This window comes from Streptomyces galbus, assembly GCF_005280195.1.
Taxonomy (GTDB): Bacteria; Actinomycetota; Actinomycetes; order Streptomycetales; family Streptomycetaceae; genus Streptomyces; species Streptomyces galbus.
In genome coordinates this window covers 308,995-325,880 of record NZ_SZPR01000019.1, presented here as the reverse complement: position 1 = coordinate 325,880, position 16,886 = coordinate 308,995, and the positions used below count along the sequence as shown (strand labels likewise).

Sequence of the window (16,886 nt, the reverse complement as noted above, 5' to 3'; positions counted from 1 at the left end):
CCGGGGGGGGGCCGCCGGGTCAGAGGTCGTAGACGACCGTCACCGGCGCGTGGTCCGACCAGCGCTCCGCGTGCGTGGCCGCGCGCTCCACGTACCCCTTGACCGCCTTCCCGGCCAGGCCGGGCGTGCAGACGTGGAGGTCGATGCGCCATCCGCTGTCGTTGTCGAAGGCCCGTCCCCGGTACGACCACCAGCTGTACGGGCCCTCGAGACCCGGGTGCAGTGCCCGCACGACGTCCACGTAGCCGCCCTCCTCCGGGGTGAGGACCCGGGTCAGCCAGGCGCGCTCCTCGGGCAGGAAGCCGGAGTTCTTGGTGTTGCCGCGCCAGTTCTTCAGGTCGGCCGGCTCGTGGGCGATGTTCCAGTCGCCGCAGACCAGCACCTCGCGGCCGTCCGCCGCGGCGCGCTCGCGCAGCTCCTTGAGGTGGGCGAGGAAGGCGTCCATGAAGCGGACCTTCTCGTCCTGGCGCTCGGTGCCGACCTCGCCGGACGGCAGGTAGAGGGAGGCCACCGTGACACCGGGCAGGTCGGCCTCGACGTAGCGGCCGGAGGTGTCGAACTCGGCCGAGCCGAAGCCGACGCGCACGGCGTCCGGCTCGCGGCGGCTGTAGAGGGAGACGCCCGCCCGGCCCTTCGCGGCGGCGGGCGCGTGCACGACGAACCAGCCCTCCGGCGCACCGGCCGCGGCGGGAAGCTGCCCGGGCTCGGCGCGCACCTCCTGCAGGCAGAGCACGTCGGCGGAGGTGTCGGCGAGCCATTCCACGAAGCCCTTCTTCGCGGCGGCGCGCAGCCCATTCACGTTCACGGAGGTCACGGTCAGCACCCGGGCACGATACCGGCACACTGGAGGGCGACCCGTTCGCCCCGCACCCCATGCGTGCGCATATAAGTACAGTGAGCAGCATGAACATACGCCCCGTGCCTTTCGACCACCCCGACGCCGTCAAGCTCAACGACGAGGTCCAGGCCGAATACCACGTGCGCTACGGCGACGGGGGCGACGCCACCGTGCTCGCGCCGTCGGACTTCCAGCCGCCGCGCGGCGTGTACCTCATCGCCTACGACGAGCTGGACCGTCCGGTCGCGACGGGCGGCTGGCGCAGTCAGGACCGCAACGACGAGGGCAACGAGGACGGCGACGCGGAGCTGAAGCGCATGTACGTGGTGCCCGAGATGCGCGGCCTCGGGCTGGCCCGGCGGATGCTCGCGGCGCTGGAGGAGGACGCGCGGGCGGCGGGCCGGGTGCGGATGGTGCTGGAGACGGGCACCCAGCAGCCGGAGGCCGTCGCCCTGTACACCTCCAGCGGCTACGAGCCGTGCGCCAAGTTCGGCTACTACCGCCACCACGAGGCGAGCCTGTGCTACGCCAAGCCGCTGCGCGAGAGCCGGTGACCCCCTCCCGCACAGGCTGACGGCCCGGCGTCACTCCCGCAGGTACGCCAGTACCGCCAGCACCCGGCGGTGCACGTCGTCCGCGGGCGGCAGGTCGAGCTTGGTGAGGATGGAGCCGATGTGCTTGCCGACGGCCGCCTCGGAGACGACCAGCGCGCGGGCGACGGCCCCGTTGGAGCGGCCCTCGGCCACCAGCGCGAGCACCTCCCGTTCGCGCGGGGTGAGCCGCTCCAGCGGATCGCGGCGCCGGCGCAGCAACTGCCGTACGACCTCCGGGTCGACGACCGTGCCGCCCGCCGCGACCTCGTCGAGGGCGGCCACGAACTCCTCGACCTGTCCGACGCGGTCCTTGAGCAGGTAGCCGACCGCGGTGCCGTCCCCGGAGTCGAGCAGCTCGCCCGCGTACGTCCGCTGCACGTACTGGCTGAGCACCAGCACCGGCAGCCCGGGCCGCTCGGCGCGCAGCCGCACGGCCGCGTGCAGCCCCTCGTCCGTGAACCCGGGCGGCATCCGTACGTCGGTGACGACCACGTCCGGGTCGTGCGCCCGGACCGCTTCGAGCAGGGCGGCGGCGTCCCCGACGGCCGCGACGACCCGGTGCCCGAACCGCTCCAGCAGGGCCGTCAGGCCGTCGCGCAGCAGCACGCCGTCCTCGGCGAGGACTACGCGCAGGGGCCGTCGGCCGTGGGCTGCGTCGCGCACGGGATCTCCACTCGCACCAGGGTGGGCCCGCCCGGCGGGCTGGTCACGCTCAGTCTCCCATCGAGCACCGACACCCGGTCCCCGAGTCCGGTCAGCCCGGAGCCGGCGGCCGGGTCGGCGCCGCCCCGCCCGTCGTCCTCGACCTCCAGGACGAGCCGCCCCCGCCGGTGGCCGCCCCGCACACGTGCGCGTCGCGCCCCGCTGTGCCGGGCGACGTTGGCCAGTGCCTCGCGCACCACGAAGTACGCGGCGGCCTCCACCGCCCCGGGGAGCCGGCCCGGCAGGTCGACGTCCGTCTCGACCGGGACGGGCGAGCGGTCGGCCGCGTCCGCCACGGCCGCCGCGAGCCCGTGGTCGGCGAGCACCTGGGGGTGGATGCCGTGGATCAGCTCGCGCAGCTCCGCCAGCACCGCGTCCGCCTGGGCGTGCGCCCCGGCCAGTTGTGCGGCGAGCGGCCCGCCGGGCGGTGCGTCGAGCCGGGCCAGGCCGAGGGCCATGGTGAGGGCGACGAGCCGCTGTTGCGCCCCGTCGTGCAGGTCGCGCTCGATCCGCCGCCGCTCCGCCTCGAACGCGTCCACCAACCGCACGCGGGAGCGAGCCAGTTCACGCACCCTGGCCTCGGCCTCGCCGGCGCGCGGCAGCACGAGCAGGCGGGTGAGCCCGGCCCGCGCGCCGGCGGCCACGCCGACGCCGTACAGCCCGGTGGCGAGCGCCGCCAGCCCGAGCGCGGCGAGTCCGCCGGCCTGCGCCTGCCCGGTGACGGTCACCGCCTTGAGCACCTTCAGCTCCCGCCCCTCCCCCGCGGTCGCCAGCAGCAGCGGTGTCGCGGCCAGCGCCGCCGGGCACACCAGGGCGACGGTCACGACGAGCGCCTCGACCGGCCACAGCAGGAACCCGGTCAGCAGCGCCTGTCCCAACTCCCGCCAGGTGGCGGCCTCCCGGAGCCGGGTGCCGAGCCAGCTGCGCAGTCCGGGGGCGGGGGGATCGACGTGTGCGGGCGCGGGGAGGCGGGCCGCTTCGGTGCCTCCGCCGTCGTCGGGCCCCTTGCGGAGCCACCCGAGCCGCCACCGCTCCACGGCCGCGACGGGCAGGCCCGCGAGCGCCGCCAGTCCCAGCAGCGGCAGTCCGACGAGCACCACCGCGAGGAGCCCGCCGGCCGCGACGAGCCCCACCAGCCCGGCCAGGACGACGACTCCGAGCACCACTCCCGTCAGCAGGTAGCCCGCGGCCCGCCAGGGCCACGAGGACAGCAGGTAGTCCGGGCGGGCCAGGGCCTGCCACACCGTACGAGGACGCATGCGGATCACCGTAGGAGCGCCGCCCCCGGCCGGGCCATCCGTCCAGCCGGAGCACGGGGGGTATGCCTGGCCCCACCCCGGCTGTCACCCCTGCCCGACCGACACGGGCCCCTCGCGCGGGGTTTCGTGGGGTCATGACCACACACGCCGTCCAACTGACCTCCGTGAGCAGGCGATACGGTGCCGAGGGCACCGGGGTGACCGCGCTCGACGACGTCACGCTCGCCTTCCCGCGGGGCTCCTTCACCGCCGTGACGGGCCCGTCCGGCTCGGGCAAGTCGACGCTCCTGCAGTGCGCCGCGGGTCTGGACCGGCCGACGTCGGGCTCCGTGCGGATCGGCGGCACCGAGCTGACGGGGCTGGGCGAGCGCCGGCTCACGCTGCTGCGGCGGGCCCGGATCGGGTTCGTCTTCCAGTCGTACAACCTGCTGCCGGCGCTGACCGCCGAGCAGAACGTCGCCCTGCCGCTGCGTCTGGCCGGCCGCCGTCCGTCCCGCGCACGCGTGCGTGCCGCGCTCGCCCAGGTCGGTCTCGCCGACCGCGCGGACCACCACCCGGCCCGGCTCTCCGGTGGCCAGCAGCAGCGCGTCGCGGTGGCCCGCGCGCTGATCACCCGACCCGAGGTGCTGTTCGGCGACGAGCCGACGGGCGCGCTGGACTCCACGACGGCGCGCGAGGTGCTGACGCTGCTGCGCGCCCTGGTGGACGACGAGGGGCAGACGGTCGTGATGGTCACGCACGACCCGGTGGCCGCGGCGGCGGCGGCGGACCGGGTGGTGTTCCTGGTCGACGGCCGGGTGCACGACGAGCTCGCGGCGGCGGACGCGGAGACGGTCGCGGCCCGGATGGCGTCCCTGGAGAGCCGTACGGCGGCGGGGGCGGCGGCGTGCTGACCACCGCCCTGCGCACCCTGTACGCCCGCCGGACGTCCTTCGCCGGCAGCTTCGTCGCGCTGGCGCTGGGCGTCGCCCTGCTGACCGTGATGGGGCAGGCCCTCGCGGCGTCGCTGCACGCGCCGGACCGCTCCCCGGAGCGGTTCGCCGCCGCACCGGTCGTGGTCCGGGCCGACGACACGCTCCAGGTGCCGACCCCGGCGGGCCCCCGCACGGCCCGCCTCCCCCACGCCCCGCCGCTGCGGCCCGCCACGCTGGCCGCGCTCGCGGCGCTCGGGCGCGTCACCCCGGACCGCTCCTTCCCGGTCCGCCTGCCCGGCGGCCCCGACGGCCTCGTGGGCCACCCCTGGTCGACGGCGCGCTTCGCCCCGTACGCGCTCACCGCCGGGCGGGCCCCCGCGGCGCCGGACGAGGTGGTGACGGCCGGCGGCCGGACGCGTCCCGGCGCACGCCTGCGCACCTCCCACGGCACGGTGACCGTCGTGGGCACGGTCCGCGCCGTCGGCCCCGAGCGTCCGGTCTTCTACACGGACGCCCGCGCGGCGGCCCTCGCCCCCGAGGTGCGGCAGGCGGTGGTGGAGGCGGACGCCACCGCCGTCCGGGCGGCGCTGCGCGGCGACGCACGCGTGCGGGTCCTGACCGGCGCGGCGCGGCGCCTGGCGGACGCCGACCCGGACCGCGACGCGGAGGCGCTGACCGCGCTGAACGCCCTGTTCGGCACGGCCGGCGGGGTCAGCGGGTTCGTGTCGGTGTTCGTGGTGTCCTCGACGTTCGCCTTCGCGGTGGCGCAGCGCCGCCGGGAGTTCGCCCTGTTGCGCACGGCGGGCGCGACCCCCGGTCAGCTCCGGCGCGCGGTGCTGGTGGAGGCGCTGCTGGTCGGCGCGCTCGCCTCGGCGGCCGGCTGCGCGCTGGGGGCGTACGCCGCCCCGCACCTGGCCGCGCTGGTGGTCGACGGTGGTCTGGCCCCGGCCTGGTACCGGGTCGGCGGCGCGGTGTGGCCGTACCACGTGGCGTTCTGGACGGGTCTGTCGGTCGCCCTGGCGGGCGCGAGCAGCGCCGCGTGGCGGGCGGGGCGCACGCCTGCCGTGGACGCGCTGCGGGAGGTCTCCGTGGACCCGGCCCGGCTGCCCCGCGCGCGGTGGGTGTGCGGGGCGGTCCTGCTGCTGACGGCGGCCGCGACCCTGGCGTACACGCTGCTGACCGACCCGGGTGACCTGCTGCACCGCAAGACCTGGGTCAGCCGTCCCCTGCTGCTGATCAGCGGGGTGGCGGTCCTCTCCCCGGCACTGGTGCGCCCCTTGGCGCGGCTGCTGGTGCGGCTGCCGGGGGTGCTCGGCCTGCTGGTGCGGCAGAACGTCCTCACGGGCGCCCGGCGCACCGCGTCGCTGGCGGCGCCCGTCCTGGTGACCGTGGCGCTCGCGGGCTCGCTGCTGGGTGCCACGGCGACGCTGGGCGGGGCGCGCGCGGCGGAGGTGGACCGGCAGACGGCCGCGGACTTCGTGGTGACGCCGGCGGACGGCACGACGTTCGCCCCGGCGGCGCTGGCCCGGCTGCGGCGGGTGCCGGGCGCCGAGGTGTCCGCGACGGCCACGACCGCCGTGCAGACCCTGGAGGACGGTGTCGCCCTGGTGGCCTTCCCGGCCCGCGCGGCCGAACCGGGCCCGCTGGCCCGCACGGTGCGCCTGCCGGTGACGGCCGGGCACCTCGCCGACCTGGACGACGACGCGATCGTGGTGACCCGGGAGTGGGCCCGGCACCGGGTGGGCGAGCGGGTACGAATCTGGCGCGGCGACGGCACCCCGCGCACCCTGCGCGTCGTGGCGGTCCTGGCCACGGGCACGGGCGGCACCGGGGCCTACGTCACCCCCGCGAACGCTCCGGGAGCGGGCGTCGACCGGGTCGACGTGCGGGTGCGCGCGGGGGCGTCGGCCGCGGCGGTGGCCCGGCACCTGAGGGCGGTCGAAGGGGTGAGGCTGCGGACCAAGGCGCAGTGGGTCCGGGCGAGTTGGCCGGCCCCGAACCGCACCACGCGCCTGGGCGTCCTGTTGGTGCTCGGCATCGCCCTGCTCTACACGGGCCTGTCGGTCGCCAACACGGCGCTGATGGCGACGGCGGCCCGCCGCACGGAGCTGACCACCCTCCGCCTGACCGGCCTCACCCGTGCCCAGATCCTGCGCCTGACGGCCCTGGAGACGTTGACGGCGGTGGCCCTGGGCGCCGCCCTGGGCGTCCTGGTGACGCTGACCGGCCTCTCGGGCCTGACAGCGGCCCTGCACCTGCTCGGCTCCCCGCCCACCCTGACCGTCCCGTGGCGCCCGATCGCCTGGACGACGACCGCCTGCGCCCTGCTGTCCCTGACCGCGACCTCGACCGCGACGGCCAGGTCCCTCTCGGGGGCCGGTGTCGGTGGGGGGAACTAGCCTGTCGTGCGCCGGCCCGCCCCGGCCGCCGAGAACGGCGCCGAGAACGAGGGAACATGACGGGCCAGGAAGCCGTGGACCTGATACGCCTCGCCGACGACGAGGGCAACAGCGTCGTCGTGCGGGTGACCGGACGGGACATGCCGGGGGTGCTGACGCGCCATGACACCCTGACCGCGGACGTCCTGGTGACGACCGGGTTCGTCAGCGGGCACCTGGAGCTCTGGCTCCTGCCCGGCGATCTGGCCGAATGGGAGGCGGCACTCGACTCGTTGGCGGCGGGGCAGGACATCACCTGGCTGGGAGACCGTGCGCCCGAGATCAGGGTCCGGCTCGCAGGAGAACGGGGCTGTCCCGAGGTCGTCGTCGAGGACGTCCCGGGTTCCATGGCGACGGTGACGGTGCCCGTGGCCCTCGAAAAAGGCTGGACAGACGATCAGCGCCGCCGTCTGGACGAGGTCCGACGACGCTCGCTGGCCCCGCGAGGTCGTGGAACCCTCCTCCGGCGTCTTCGAGTGGAGCCCGCACCGGAAGCGTCAGCCCTGACGGACCTTCAGCCCATGCCAAAGCCCCGGTCGGGAAACCCGACCGGGGCTTTGAGCTGCGTGGACCTGAGGGGATTTGAACCCCTGGCCCCCTCGATGCGAACGAGGTGCGCTACCGGACTGCGCCACAGGCCCTTGCAACGAGTGAAACTCTAGCATCCCCGTCGGCCTGCTCAAAAATCCGTTGTCGGGCGGCCGGGCGGACGGCGCAGAGGGGCGAGCGGGGCGTCCGGTGCAGGTCATCCGGGGCGTGCCGGGCGCCGTCGGGCGTCACTCGTTGGCGGCGCGGGGCCGCTCGCCGTCCTCGTACTGGTCGAACAGCGGGGTGCGGCCCCGCTCGCGGGAGCGGCGGGCCGAGGCGGCGCGCCGGGCGTCGGAGCGGCCCTCGCCCTCGGGCCGGTCCTCGGCGGAGGCGGCGTCCGCCCCGGCGTCGGCCTCGGGCTCCGCCTGGTCCGGGGTGACCGCGCTGGAGCGGGCCGAGCTCCAGGTGTCCGGGGCGCCGAGGTCGACGTCGGACGTGGCGCGCGGGGCGACCGGTGCCGTCACGTACGTCGGCAGGGGCACCGGTACCGGGTCCCAGCTCTCGCCCGGGCCCGGGTGCCGCTGCCGTTCGCGCTGCTGGTCGACCCACTCCGCGTGGTCGGTCTGCTCGACGAGGGCCCGGCGGTCCGCGGCCAGCGCGAGCAGCCCGGGGTCGGTGTGCGGCTCGGCCGCCGTGTCGGGCTCCTCTGCGGCGGCGTCGGCCTCCGGGGCCGGCGCGGACGCCGAGGCCCGGCGGCGCGGCTGGCGCTCACGCAGGCGCTGCGCGGCGGCCTCGGCCTGGCGCCGGTCCATCTGGTAGGTGAAGCGGCGGCGCTCCTGGGCGCGCAGGTAGGCGATGTACCCGCTGAGCAGGACGGCGGGCACACCGGGCGCCCACAGGAACGCCAGGCCGCCGACGGCCGCGACGACGGCCCCCAGGGTGAAGGCGAGGAAGAGCATCACGGTGGTGCGCCGGCGGCGCGCGAGCACCTTCGAGCGCTGGGCCCGCGCCGTGGCCGCCTGCGCGGAGGGGCTCGGCGCGCGCCGGGCCCGGGGCACGCGCCGGGTGGCGTCGGGCGCGACGGACGGCGCCGAGGACCCGGAGGGCGGGGACGGCTGGGGAAGCGGGGCGGGCACCGACGCGGCGTGGCTCTCGGCGGCGGGCTCGCCCACCCGCTCGCGCTCGGCGCGCTCCACGCGCTCGTGCCGGTCCGCGCCGGGCTGCCCGGTCTCGCGCTCCGGGAGCGTGACGCGGGTCTGCGGGCGGGTCGGGGGCACGGCGAAGGCCCGGACGTCCACCGAGTCGGTGACCGCGTCCGGGTCGGCGTCGGGCTCCGCCTCGTCGGTGGAGCGCGCCTGCAGGTCCTTGGCGTAACGACGCTCCATGGCCGCCCGTCCGGACAGCAACCGGATGGCGGTGCTGAAGCGTTCGGTCGGACGGGCCTCGTTCAGCTCGTCCTGCCTACGGAGCCACATCGGCACCAAGTAGGCGGCCCAGGCCCCGACAATGACTGCGTAGATGAGGCCGCTGCTGCTCACGCCTCACACGGTAGAGGGGATTGCGTGAGGCCATCCGCCAATTGGGCCGGTGTGTCGCACGATCTGGCTGATATTTCGAACTTTTTTTGTGACCGATGCGATCAGCGGCCCACTCGGTCCGGGAATTCATTGCTCCGGGAGTGCCGGACACCGATCAATTTCGAACATATTTTCAATTTCCGGGGTTGCCGGCATTCCCCGGTGTGTTCTGGTGGTCACGGGGCGCGGTGCGGGCCCGCGACCTCCGCCAGCGCGCCAGCAGGCCCTCGGGGACTTCCTCGGCGGTCAGGGCGTAGACCAGGTGGTCCCGCCAGGCCCCGTCGATGTGGAGATAACGGGGCCGCAGCCCCTCCTCCCGGAATCCGAGTTTCTCCACCACGCGCCGGCTGGGGCCGTTCTCGGGGCGAATGCAGACCTCGATGCGGTGCAGACCGACCGCGCGGAAACAGTGGTCGACGGCGAGCGCCACCGCCGTCGGCATCACGCCGCGGCCGGCGACGGCCTGGTCCACCCAGTAACCGACGTGCCCGGAACACATCGAGCCCCAGGTGATCCCGGCGACCGTCAACTGACCGACGAGCTGGCCCTGGTACTCGATGACGAACGGCAGCATCCGGCCGGCGTTGGCCTCCGAGCGCAGGTGCCGGACCATCTGCCGGTACGTCGGCCGGTGCGCGATCGGCCCGCTGGGCGCGGGCGGCGGGATGGTCGCCTCCCAGGGGCGCAGCCAGTCCCGGTTGCGCCGGTTGACCTCGCGCCACGCGCGCTGGTCGCGCAGCTTTATCGGCCGGAGGACGACATCGCCCTCCGTGAGCTGGACGGGCCAGGACGGGCTGTTCAGCGCGCACCCCCGGACGGTCCGGGACGGCCCTCACCGGCCGGGGCCTCGGCAGGGCCGTCATGGGCGTCGTGGCCGCCGTGAGCGTCGTGGGCGTCGTGGGCGTCGGTACGGCGGTGGTCGCCGCCGCGGAGCTGGTCGACGGCGTGCACGAGCAGCGGCTCCAGGACCGCCAGCCCGTCCTTCACGCCGCCCGAGGAGCCCGGCAGGTTGACGATCAGGGTCCGCCCGGCCACCCCGGCCAGCCCGCGCGAGAGGGCCGCGGTCGGCACCTTGTCCCGGCCGAAGGCCCGGATCGCCTCCGCGATGCCGGGCACCTCGTGGTCCAGCACCGCGCGCGTGGCCTCGGGGGTGCGGTCGGTCGGCGAGATGCCGGTGCCGCCGGTGGTGACGATCACGTCGTAGCCGCTCTCGACCCCGGCGCGCAGGGCCGCCTCCACGGGGTCGCCGTCGGGGACGACGCGGGGGCCGTCGACGGTGAACCCGAAGCCGGTCAGGCCCGCGGCGATCAGGGGGCCGCCGGTGTCCTCGTAGACCCCGGCCGCGGCCCGGTTGGAAGCGGTGACGACCAGCGCGCGGTACGGCGCACCGCCGGCGGGCGGCGCGGCGTTCACGGCCGGCTCCAGTCGCCGGACTTGCCGCCCGTCTTCTCCTCCACGCGCACGTCCGTGATGACCGCTCCCTTGTCGACCGCCTTGACCATGTCGATCACGGTGAGCGCGGCGACGGACACCGCGGTGAGGGCCTCCATCTCGACGCCCGTGCGGTCCGTCGTGCGCACCGTCGCGGCGATCTCCACGGCGTCGTCCGCGACCGACAGGTCCAGTGTCACACCGGACAGGGCCAGGGGGTGGCACAGCGGGATCAGGTCGGGCGTGCGCTTGGCGCCCATGATGCCGGCGATGCGCGCGGTGGCCAGGGCGTCGCCCTTGGGCATGCCCCCGCCGCGCAGCAGCTCGACCACGCGGGGCGAGACGAGGACGCGGCCGCTGGCGCGGGCGGTGCGCGCGGTCACGTCCTTGCCGGACACGTCGACCATGCGGGCGGCACCCGCCTCGTCGAGGTGCGTCAGTCGGTCCTGTGCGGGGGGTCCGGGGGTTTCCCCCCGGGATGGCACGGTCATGGTGTGTGGCGCTCCCGGTCCGGGCCCGTGCGGTGCGGCGCACGGGCCTGCTGTGCGCGACACGGTACCCCCAAGTCCCGGTGCGCAACCGTCCAGGACCGCCCCGCGGACCGGTCCGCGCGGGGCTCAGCCGAGCAGGACGACCTCGACCTCGGCGCCCGGCTCGACGGAGTCGGCGTCCTCGGGGACGACGATCAGCGCGTCGGCGTGCGCGAGGGCCGCGACCAGGTGCGAGCCGGCGCCGCCGACCGGGCGGACGGTGCCGTCGGCGTAGCTGCCGCGCAGGAACTGGCGGCGGCCCCGCGGTGAGGACAGCGGGCGGTCCGCGGTGAGCGTCGCGCGCGTGGTGGGCCGGTGGACGTCGGTGAGACCCATCAGGGTGCGGATGGCGGGGCGGACGAACAGCTCGAAGGAGACGTACGACGACACCGGGTTGCCCGGGAGCGCCAGCAGCGGGATGTGGTCGGGGCCGACGGTGCCGAAGCCCTGCGGTTTGCCGGGCTGCATGGCGAGCTTGCGGAACTCGACGCCGCTGCCGGGCTCGTCCTCGTCGCCTGCGTGCGCGAGGGCCTCCTTGACGACGTCGTAGGCGCCGACGCTGACGCCGCCCGTGGTGACCATGAGGTCGGCGCGGACGAGCTGGTCCTCGACGGTGGAGCGCAGGGTGTCCGCGTCGTCGGCGACGGCGCCGACACGGTAGGCGATGGCACCGGCGTCGCGCGCGGCCGCGGTGAGGGCGAAGCTGTTGGAGTCGTAGATCTGTCCGTCGGCGAGTGCCTCGCCGGGCTGGACGAGTTCACTGCCGGTGGACAGCACCACCACGCGCGGGCGCGGGCGCACGCGGACCGTGCCGCGGCCGATCGCGGCCAGCAGGGCGATCTGCGGCGGGCCGAGGACGGTGCCGGCCTCCAGCGCGCGGTCCCCGGCGCGGACGTCGCTGCCCTGCGCGCGTACGTGGGCGCGTGCTGCGGCGGGCCGGTGCACGCGCACGTGTCCGGTGGCGCCCTCGGGGGCGAGGCTGCGGGCGCGCATGGCGTCCACGGGGCCCTCGCCGAGCCCGCCGTCGGTCCACTCCACGGGGACGACGGCCTCGGCGCCCGGCGGCAGCGGGGCGCCGGTCATGATCCGGGCGGCCTGGCCCGGTCCCACGTGGAGCAGGCCGGTCTGCCCGGCCGCCACGTCCCCGACGACCTCCAGGGCCGCCGGGAACTCCTCGCTCGCGCCCGCGACGTCGGCGACCCGGACCGCGTACCCGTCCATGGAGCTGTTGTCGAACGGCGGCAGGGACACCGGCACCGTGACGTCCTCGACCAGGACGCAGCCCTGGGCGTCGAGGAGGTGCAGCTCGATGGGCTCCAGCGGGCGGATCGCGGTGAGGACGTCCTCCAGGTGCTCGTCCACCGACCACAGGCGGTCGCGGCCGGTGGAGTGGGGCGCGGCGGTGCTCAACGTGGTTACAACTCCTCGGTGACGTAACTGCGAAGCCAGGACCGGAAGTCCGGACCCAGATCTTCACGTTCGCACGCGAGTCTGACAATGGCACGCAGATAGTCGCCGCGGTCACCGGTGTCGTAGCGGCGGCCCTTGAAGACGACGCCGTGCACCGGGCCGCCGACCTTCTCGTCCGCGGCGAGCTGCTGGAGGGCGTCGGTGAGCTGGATCTCGCCGCCGCGGCCGGGCTCGGTCGTGCGCAGTATGCCGAAGATGCTGGGGCCGAGGACGTACCGGCCGATGATGGCGTAGCTGGAGGGCGCGTCCGCCCGGTCCGGCTTCTCGACCAGGCCGGTCACCTTGACGACGTCGGCCTCGCCGGTGCCCTCCACCGCCGCGCACCCGTAGAGGTGGATCTGCTCGGGGGCGACCTCCATGAGGGCGACGACGCTGCCGCCGTGCTGCTCCTGCACCTCGATCATCCGCTTCAGCAGCGGGTCGCGGGGGTCGATCAGGTCGTCGCCGAGCAGGACGGCGAAGGGCTCCTGGCCGACGTGCGGGGCCGCGCAGAGCACCGCGTGGCCGAGGCCCTTGGGGTCGCCCTGGCGCACGTAGTGCATGGTCGCGAGGTCACTGGACTGACGAACCTTGGCGAGCCGGTCGACGTCGCCCTTCTTCTCCAGAGCCGACTCGAGCTCGTAGTTGCGGTCGAAGTGGTCCTCCAGGGGGCGCTTGTTGCGTCCCGTGACCATGAGCACGTCGTCGAGGCCGGCGGCGACGGCCTCCTCGACCACGTACTGGATCGCCGGCTTGTCGACGACCGGCAGCATTTCCTTGGGGGTGGCCTTGGTCGCCGGCAGGAACCGGGTGCCGAGGCCTGCTGCGGGGATGACAGCCTTGCTGATCCGTGGGTGCGACTGAGTCATGTGCGCCACCATATCCGGTGCCTTTGAGAGGAATCTGTAGCTCCGGTTAATAAATGTTCATATGAACTGATTCGAACAGAACGGGAGCGTACGCGTGCATCATCACGGCACAGGCGGGGCCGAGTCTGACAAGCGGACGTTGCGGCGGGAGTTCCTCGCGGTGAGGAACATGTTGACGGCCGATGACGTGCGTGAGTCAGCCCTGGCGCTCGCCGAGCACGCCCTGGAACTACCCGAGTTGGCGCACGCGCACACGGTGGCGGCGTACGTCTCCGTGGGCACCGAGCCCGGCACGCTCGCGCTGCTGGACGCGCTGCGCGCGCGGGGCGCACGCGTGCTGCTGCCCGCCCTGCTGCCCGACAACGACCTCGACTGGGGCGCCTACGCGGGCGAGGGCTCCCTCGCGCGCGTGCAACACGGCGGCAGGATGGCCCTCTTCGAGCCCGTCGGGGCCCGGCTCGGCCCGGACGCCGTGACGGGGGCCGACGTGGTGCTGCTGCCGGGCCTGGCGGTCGACGCGCGCGGCATGCGACTGGGGCGCGGCGGGGGGTCGTACGACCGGGTGCTGGCCCGCCTGGAGCGGGCGGGCGCCCGTCCCGCGCTGGTGGTCCTGCTGTACGACTCCGAGGTCGTCGAGCACGTCCCGGCCGAGCCGCACGACCGGCCGGTGCACGCGGTGGTGACCCCCTCGGGCGTCCGCCGCTTCGCCGGCCGCCCCTGAGACACCCGCGCGGCGACACCACGAAGGGGCCCTCCACGCGCGCGTGGAGGGCCCCTTCACTCAGCTTCCGCCGCGGCTCACGGCTTGAGGACGAGGGTGTCCCTGGTGCTCTTGCCGACGGCCTCCTCGCCGAAGGACCAGTCGAGCAGCTCGCCGTCGGCCCACTTGCCCGTCTGGTCGGTGTAGTGGGCGCTGAAGGCGTGCCCGGACGCGCCGGTGAGGTTGATCCACTTCGACTTGTCCAGGTCCTTGAGGTTGACGACCATCCGCATCGACGGCACCCAGACGACGCCGTAGCCGCCCGCCGCGTTCCAGCCGGTCGCGTCGACCGCGGCCTCGCCGCCGCCGAGCTTCCAGGGGCCGCGGTTGAGGATGCGCTGGACGAAGCCCGGACCGCTGGTGCCCAGGGTCTGGTTCTTCAGGAACAGGCGGTGCAGCCGGCCCCAGCTCCAGGTGTCGATGTCCTTGCCGAGCTTGGCGGTCAGCTCCCAGCGGGCGTCGATCATGGCGCGCTCGAACAGGTCGTCCATGTTCTTTGTCGCCCCCAGCCGCGCGCCCGCCCTCGGTGTCGTCCACCAGTCGCTGTCCGGCTTGCTCATCAGCGTGTGGACCACCTGGAACCAGCGGTCGCCGCCGTCCGGCTGCGCCTGGTCGGCGGCGCGCTGGCCGCACTCGCGCACCTTCTGGGTGCGGTCGACCGGACCGGTGCTGTTGACCGGGTCGACCCACAGGCACTGGCCCTCCACCCGCAGCTCCTTGGGCAGCTTGTTGCCGAAGGCGAGCTTGAGGATGTTGCGCCAGACCGCGTTGAAGTAGGCGGCGGCCGTCGAGTCGGCGTCCTGGGTGAAGTCCCAGCCCTGGAGCAGCTTCTGCGCCTCGCGGACGTCCGGGTCGTCGATGTCGATCTTCAGCAGGACGGGCACCAGCGACTTGGCCATCTCGCTGGCGTTGTCCGTCTGCATCTGGCGCATGTCGTCGGTGGAGATCTTGCCGCCGCCCTTGATCTTGGACTTGATCAGGTCGGTGATGCGCTGGCTGCGGGTGCCGTAGCCCCAGTCCGTGGTGAGGGTGTAGGGGTACTCGTCCTCGTCCACGACGGCCTGGTTGGCGGTCACGATGTAGCCGCGGTCGGGGTTGTACTCGTAGGGCAGCTCGTCGAACTCGATGAAGCCGGTCCAGCGGTCCTTCGACTTCCAGCCCGGCGCCGGGACGGAGCCGTCGTCGCCCTTCGCGCGCGTGGGGATCTTGCCGGGCAGCTGGTAGCCGATGTTGCCGTCGGTGTCGGCGTAGACCAGGTTCTGCGAGGGGACGTCGAACTTCTTGGCCGCGGCCCGGAAGTCCTCCCAGTCCTTCGCCTTGTCCATGGCGAAGACGGCGTCCATGGTGGTGCCCGGCTCCAGGGCGGTCCACTTCAGGGCCACCGCGTAGCCGTCGCCGCGGTCGGGGGCGGCCGTGTCGACGCCGGCCTTCTTGCCGACCTTCACCAGCTCGTCGTCGCGGTCGGACAGCAGCGGCATTCCGTCGTCGGTCTCGCGCACGACGATCTTCCTGGCCTCGCCGCCGGCGACCTTGATGGTCTCCTCGCGCGTGGTGAAGGGCCGGACCTTGTCGTCGTACAGGTAGCCGTCGCCCGACAGCTTCTCCAGGTACAGGTCGGTGACGTCCACGCCGGAGTTGGTCATGCCCCAGGCGATGTCCTCGTTGTGGCCGATGACCACACCGGGCATGCCGGCGAAGGTGTAGCCGGTGACGTCGTACTGGCACTTGCTGGAGACGTTGCGGCAGTGCAGGCCCATCTGGTACCAGACGGACGGCAACGAGGCCGACAGGTGCGGGTCGTTGGCCAGCAGCGGCTTGCCGGTGATCGTGTGCTCCCCGGAGACGACCCAGGAGTTGGAGCCGATGCCGTTGCCGTTCACGCCGACCGCGGTCGGCAGGTCGTCCAGGACCTCGGACAGTCCCGAGAGCTGGCTCTGCAGGGCCGAGCCCCCGGTGCCGCTCGAGGAGCCCGAGCCGCCGGACGCGCCGGTGCCGTCACCGGAGCCCGTGCCGCCCGACGAGGTGCCGTCACCGGAACCCGTGCCCCCCGACGAGGTACCGCCGGACGAGCCCGTACCGCCCGTGGAGGTGCCGCCGGACGAGCCCGAGCCGTTCTTCGGCTCGAACGTCCCGGTCAGCTCGTCGTACCGGCCGTCCTGGACGATGGCCCGGTTGCGCTTGTACGGGTACTCCGGGTAGAGGTCGGCGATCTGCTGCGGGCCGAGGCGGCTGGTCATCAGCGCGCGGTCGATCTCGTCCTGCATGTTCCCGCGCAGGTCCCAGGCCATCGCCTTCAGCCAGGAGACCGAGTCGACCGGCGTCCACTTCGACGGCTTGTAGTCGTTGGTGAAGCCGAGCGCCGCGTACTCCAGGGAGATGTCCTTGCCGTCCTTGCCGTCGAGGTAGGCGTTGACGCCCTCCGCGTAGGCCCGCAGGTACTTCTTCGTGGAGTCCGACAACTTGTCGTCGTACTCCTGCCGGGCGACGCGGTCCCAGCCGAGGGTGCGCAGGAACTCGTCGTTCTTCACCTGGCTCTTGCCGAACATCTCCGACAGGCGCCCGGAGGTCATGTGGCGGCGGACGTCCATCTCGTAGAACCGGTCCTGCGCCTGGACGTAGCCCTGCGCCTTGAACAGGTCCTCGTCGGAGGAGGCGTAGATCTGCGGGATGCCGTAGCCGTCCCGCTTGACCTCGACCGGGCCGGACAGGCCGGAGAGTGTGATCGAACCCTTGGTCTGGGGGAAGGAGGCGCGCACGGTGCTGATGGACCAGTAGGCACCGAAAGCGATGCCGCCGACGAGGGCCAGCACCAGCACAAGCACGATCAAACGGGCTTTGCGCCCCTTCTTCCTGCCGGACTTGCCGGGCTTGTCACCCGTTGTGGCGGTGGTGTTGGGGGGCATCGCTGTCCTTGCTGTCCTAACGCGAGCGGCAGGTCGGGCTGTGACTTCGAATGAGCGCTGGAGCAACCATAGGCGCAGGGCCCCGTGGCACTTGA

The 16,886-nt window shown here is 74.1% G+C and carries 14 protein-coding genes, 1 tRNA gene and 1 pseudogene; 5 read left to right on the top strand and 11 right to left on the bottom strand.

The annotated features are described in order from the left end of the window. Nucleotides 1-19: 19 nt before the first annotated feature. A complete protein-coding gene (locus E4U92_RS24775) occupies nucleotides 20-823 on the bottom strand; it encodes an exodeoxyribonuclease III (protein ID WP_168725187.1) in 804 nt (267 codons plus the stop codon). An 80-nt stretch (nucleotides 824-903) separates the two neighbouring features. Here E4U92_RS24775 and E4U92_RS24770 point away from each other — a divergent pair, with 80 nt between their 5' ends. Continuing rightward, entirely contained in the window at nucleotides 904-1,392 is a 489-nt protein-coding gene (locus E4U92_RS24770; RefSeq protein ID WP_137302653.1) for a GNAT family N-acetyltransferase, read from the top strand. A gap of 30 nt (nucleotides 1,393-1,422) precedes the next feature. Here E4U92_RS24770 and E4U92_RS24765 read toward each other — a convergent pair whose 3' ends face one another. Together E4U92_RS24765 and E4U92_RS24760 are read right to left on the bottom strand one after the other, a co-directional pair. After that, nucleotides 1,423-2,094 carry a response regulator gene (locus tag E4U92_RS24765; RefSeq protein WP_174864006.1) on the bottom strand — a complete coding sequence of 224 codons (672 nt, stop codon included), beginning with the start codon at nucleotides 2,092-2,094 and terminating at the stop codon, nucleotides 1,423-1,425. Further along, complete coding sequence (locus E4U92_RS24760; protein WP_137302652.1) at nucleotides 2,055-3,392, bottom strand: sensor histidine kinase; 1,338 nt, start codon at nucleotides 3,390-3,392, stop codon at nucleotides 2,055-2,057. Before E4U92_RS24760 ends, E4U92_RS24765 begins: the two co-directional genes overlap by 40 nt. A 134-nt stretch (nucleotides 3,393-3,526) precedes the next feature. On the opposite strand from E4U92_RS24760, the gene E4U92_RS24755 reads away from it, so the two are divergent. From E4U92_RS24755 to E4U92_RS36740, 3 genes and pseudogenes are all read left to right on the top strand, one after another. After that, a complete protein-coding gene (locus E4U92_RS24755; RefSeq protein WP_137302651.1) occupies nucleotides 3,527-4,285 on the top strand; it encodes an ABC transporter ATP-binding protein in 759 nt (252 codons plus the stop codon). Then, nucleotides 4,279-6,705, top strand: a complete 2,427-nt coding sequence (locus E4U92_RS24750; protein WP_137302650.1) for an FtsX-like permease family protein — start codon at nucleotides 4,279-4,281, stop codon at nucleotides 6,703-6,705. Before E4U92_RS24755 ends, E4U92_RS24750 begins: the two co-directional genes overlap by 7 nt. Nucleotides 6,706-6,761: 56 nt before the next feature. Beyond that, nucleotides 6,762-7,160: pseudogene (locus E4U92_RS36740) on the top strand (DUF5959 family protein); the annotation flags it as partial. 151 nt (nucleotides 7,161-7,311) lie between these two features. On the opposite strand, the gene E4U92_RS24740 reads toward E4U92_RS36740, so the two are convergent. The 7 genes from E4U92_RS24740 to galU all read right to left on the bottom strand — a co-directional run bounded on the left by E4U92_RS24740 (nucleotide 7,312) and on the right by galU (nucleotide 13,128). Further along, nucleotides 7,312-7,385 (bottom strand) — tRNA-Ala (locus tag E4U92_RS24740). 135 nt (nucleotides 7,386-7,520) lie between these two features. Then, nucleotides 7,521-8,810, bottom strand: a complete 1,290-nt coding sequence (gene sepX / locus E4U92_RS24735) for a divisome protein SepX/GlpR (protein ID WP_137302649.1) — start codon at nucleotides 8,808-8,810, stop codon at nucleotides 7,521-7,523. A 172-nt stretch (nucleotides 8,811-8,982) separates the two neighbouring features. After that, nucleotides 8,983-9,651, bottom strand: a complete 669-nt coding sequence (locus E4U92_RS24730; protein ID WP_137302648.1) for a GNAT family N-acetyltransferase — start codon at nucleotides 9,649-9,651, stop codon at nucleotides 8,983-8,985. Further along, nucleotides 9,648-10,262 carry a MogA/MoaB family molybdenum cofactor biosynthesis protein gene (locus E4U92_RS24725; protein WP_277754760.1) on the bottom strand — a complete coding sequence of 205 codons (615 nt, stop codon included), beginning with the start codon at nucleotides 10,260-10,262 and terminating at the stop codon, nucleotides 9,648-9,650. Before E4U92_RS24725 ends, E4U92_RS24730 begins: the two co-directional genes overlap by 4 nt. Then, entirely contained in the window at nucleotides 10,259-10,771 is a 513-nt protein-coding gene (moaC, locus tag E4U92_RS24720) for a cyclic pyranopterin monophosphate synthase MoaC (RefSeq protein WP_137302647.1), read from the bottom strand. Before moaC ends, E4U92_RS24725 begins: the two co-directional genes overlap by 4 nt. Before the next feature lie 126 nt (nucleotides 10,772-10,897). Further along, complete coding sequence (glp, locus tag E4U92_RS24715; protein ID WP_137302646.1) at nucleotides 10,898-12,220, bottom strand: molybdotransferase-like divisome protein Glp; 1,323 nt, start codon at nucleotides 12,218-12,220, stop codon at nucleotides 10,898-10,900. A gap of 5 nt (nucleotides 12,221-12,225) precedes the next feature. Beyond that, nucleotides 12,226-13,128, bottom strand: coding sequence for a UTP--glucose-1-phosphate uridylyltransferase GalU (galU, locus tag E4U92_RS24710; RefSeq protein ID WP_137302645.1), 903 nt, complete (start codon nucleotides 13,126-13,128; stop codon nucleotides 12,226-12,228). Between the two features lie 94 nt (nucleotides 13,129-13,222). Here galU and E4U92_RS24705 point away from each other — a divergent pair, with 94 nt between their 5' ends. Continuing rightward, the gene (locus E4U92_RS24705) at nucleotides 13,223-13,849 is read left to right on the top strand and encodes a 5-formyltetrahydrofolate cyclo-ligase (protein ID WP_137302644.1); all 627 of its coding nucleotides are present in this window, start codon (nucleotides 13,223-13,225) and stop codon (nucleotides 13,847-13,849) included. A gap of 77 nt (nucleotides 13,850-13,926) precedes the next feature. Here the strand turns inward: E4U92_RS24705 and E4U92_RS24700 are convergent, their stop codons facing one another. Continuing rightward, a complete protein-coding gene (locus E4U92_RS24700) occupies nucleotides 13,927-16,791 on the bottom strand; it encodes a penicillin acylase family protein (protein WP_137302643.1) in 2,865 nt (954 codons plus the stop codon). Nucleotides 16,792-16,886: the final 95 nt, after the last annotated feature.

Bases quoted from the DNA above. Each gene is read 5' to 3' on its own strand.
- E4U92_RS24770 (WP_137302653.1), top strand. From the start codon at position 904: ATGAACATACGCCCCGTGCCTTTCGACCACCCCGACGCCGTCAAGCTC.
- E4U92_RS24760 (WP_137302652.1), bottom strand. From the start codon at position 3,392: ATGCGTCCTCGTACGGTGTGGCAGGCCCTGGCCCGCCCGGACTACCTG.
- E4U92_RS24755 (WP_137302651.1), top strand. From the start codon at position 3,527: ATGACCACACACGCCGTCCAACTGACCTCCGTGAGCAGGCGATACGGT.
- moaC (WP_137302647.1), bottom strand. From the start codon at position 10,771: ATGACCGTGCCATCCCGGGGGGAAACCCCCGGACCCCCCGCACAGGAC.
- galU (WP_137302645.1), bottom strand. From the start codon at position 13,128: ATGACTCAGTCGCACCCACGGATCAGCAAGGCTGTCATCCCCGCAGCA.
- E4U92_RS24700 (WP_137302643.1), bottom strand. From the start codon at position 16,791: ATGCCCCCCAACACCACCGCCACAACGGGTGACAAGCCCGGCAAGTCC.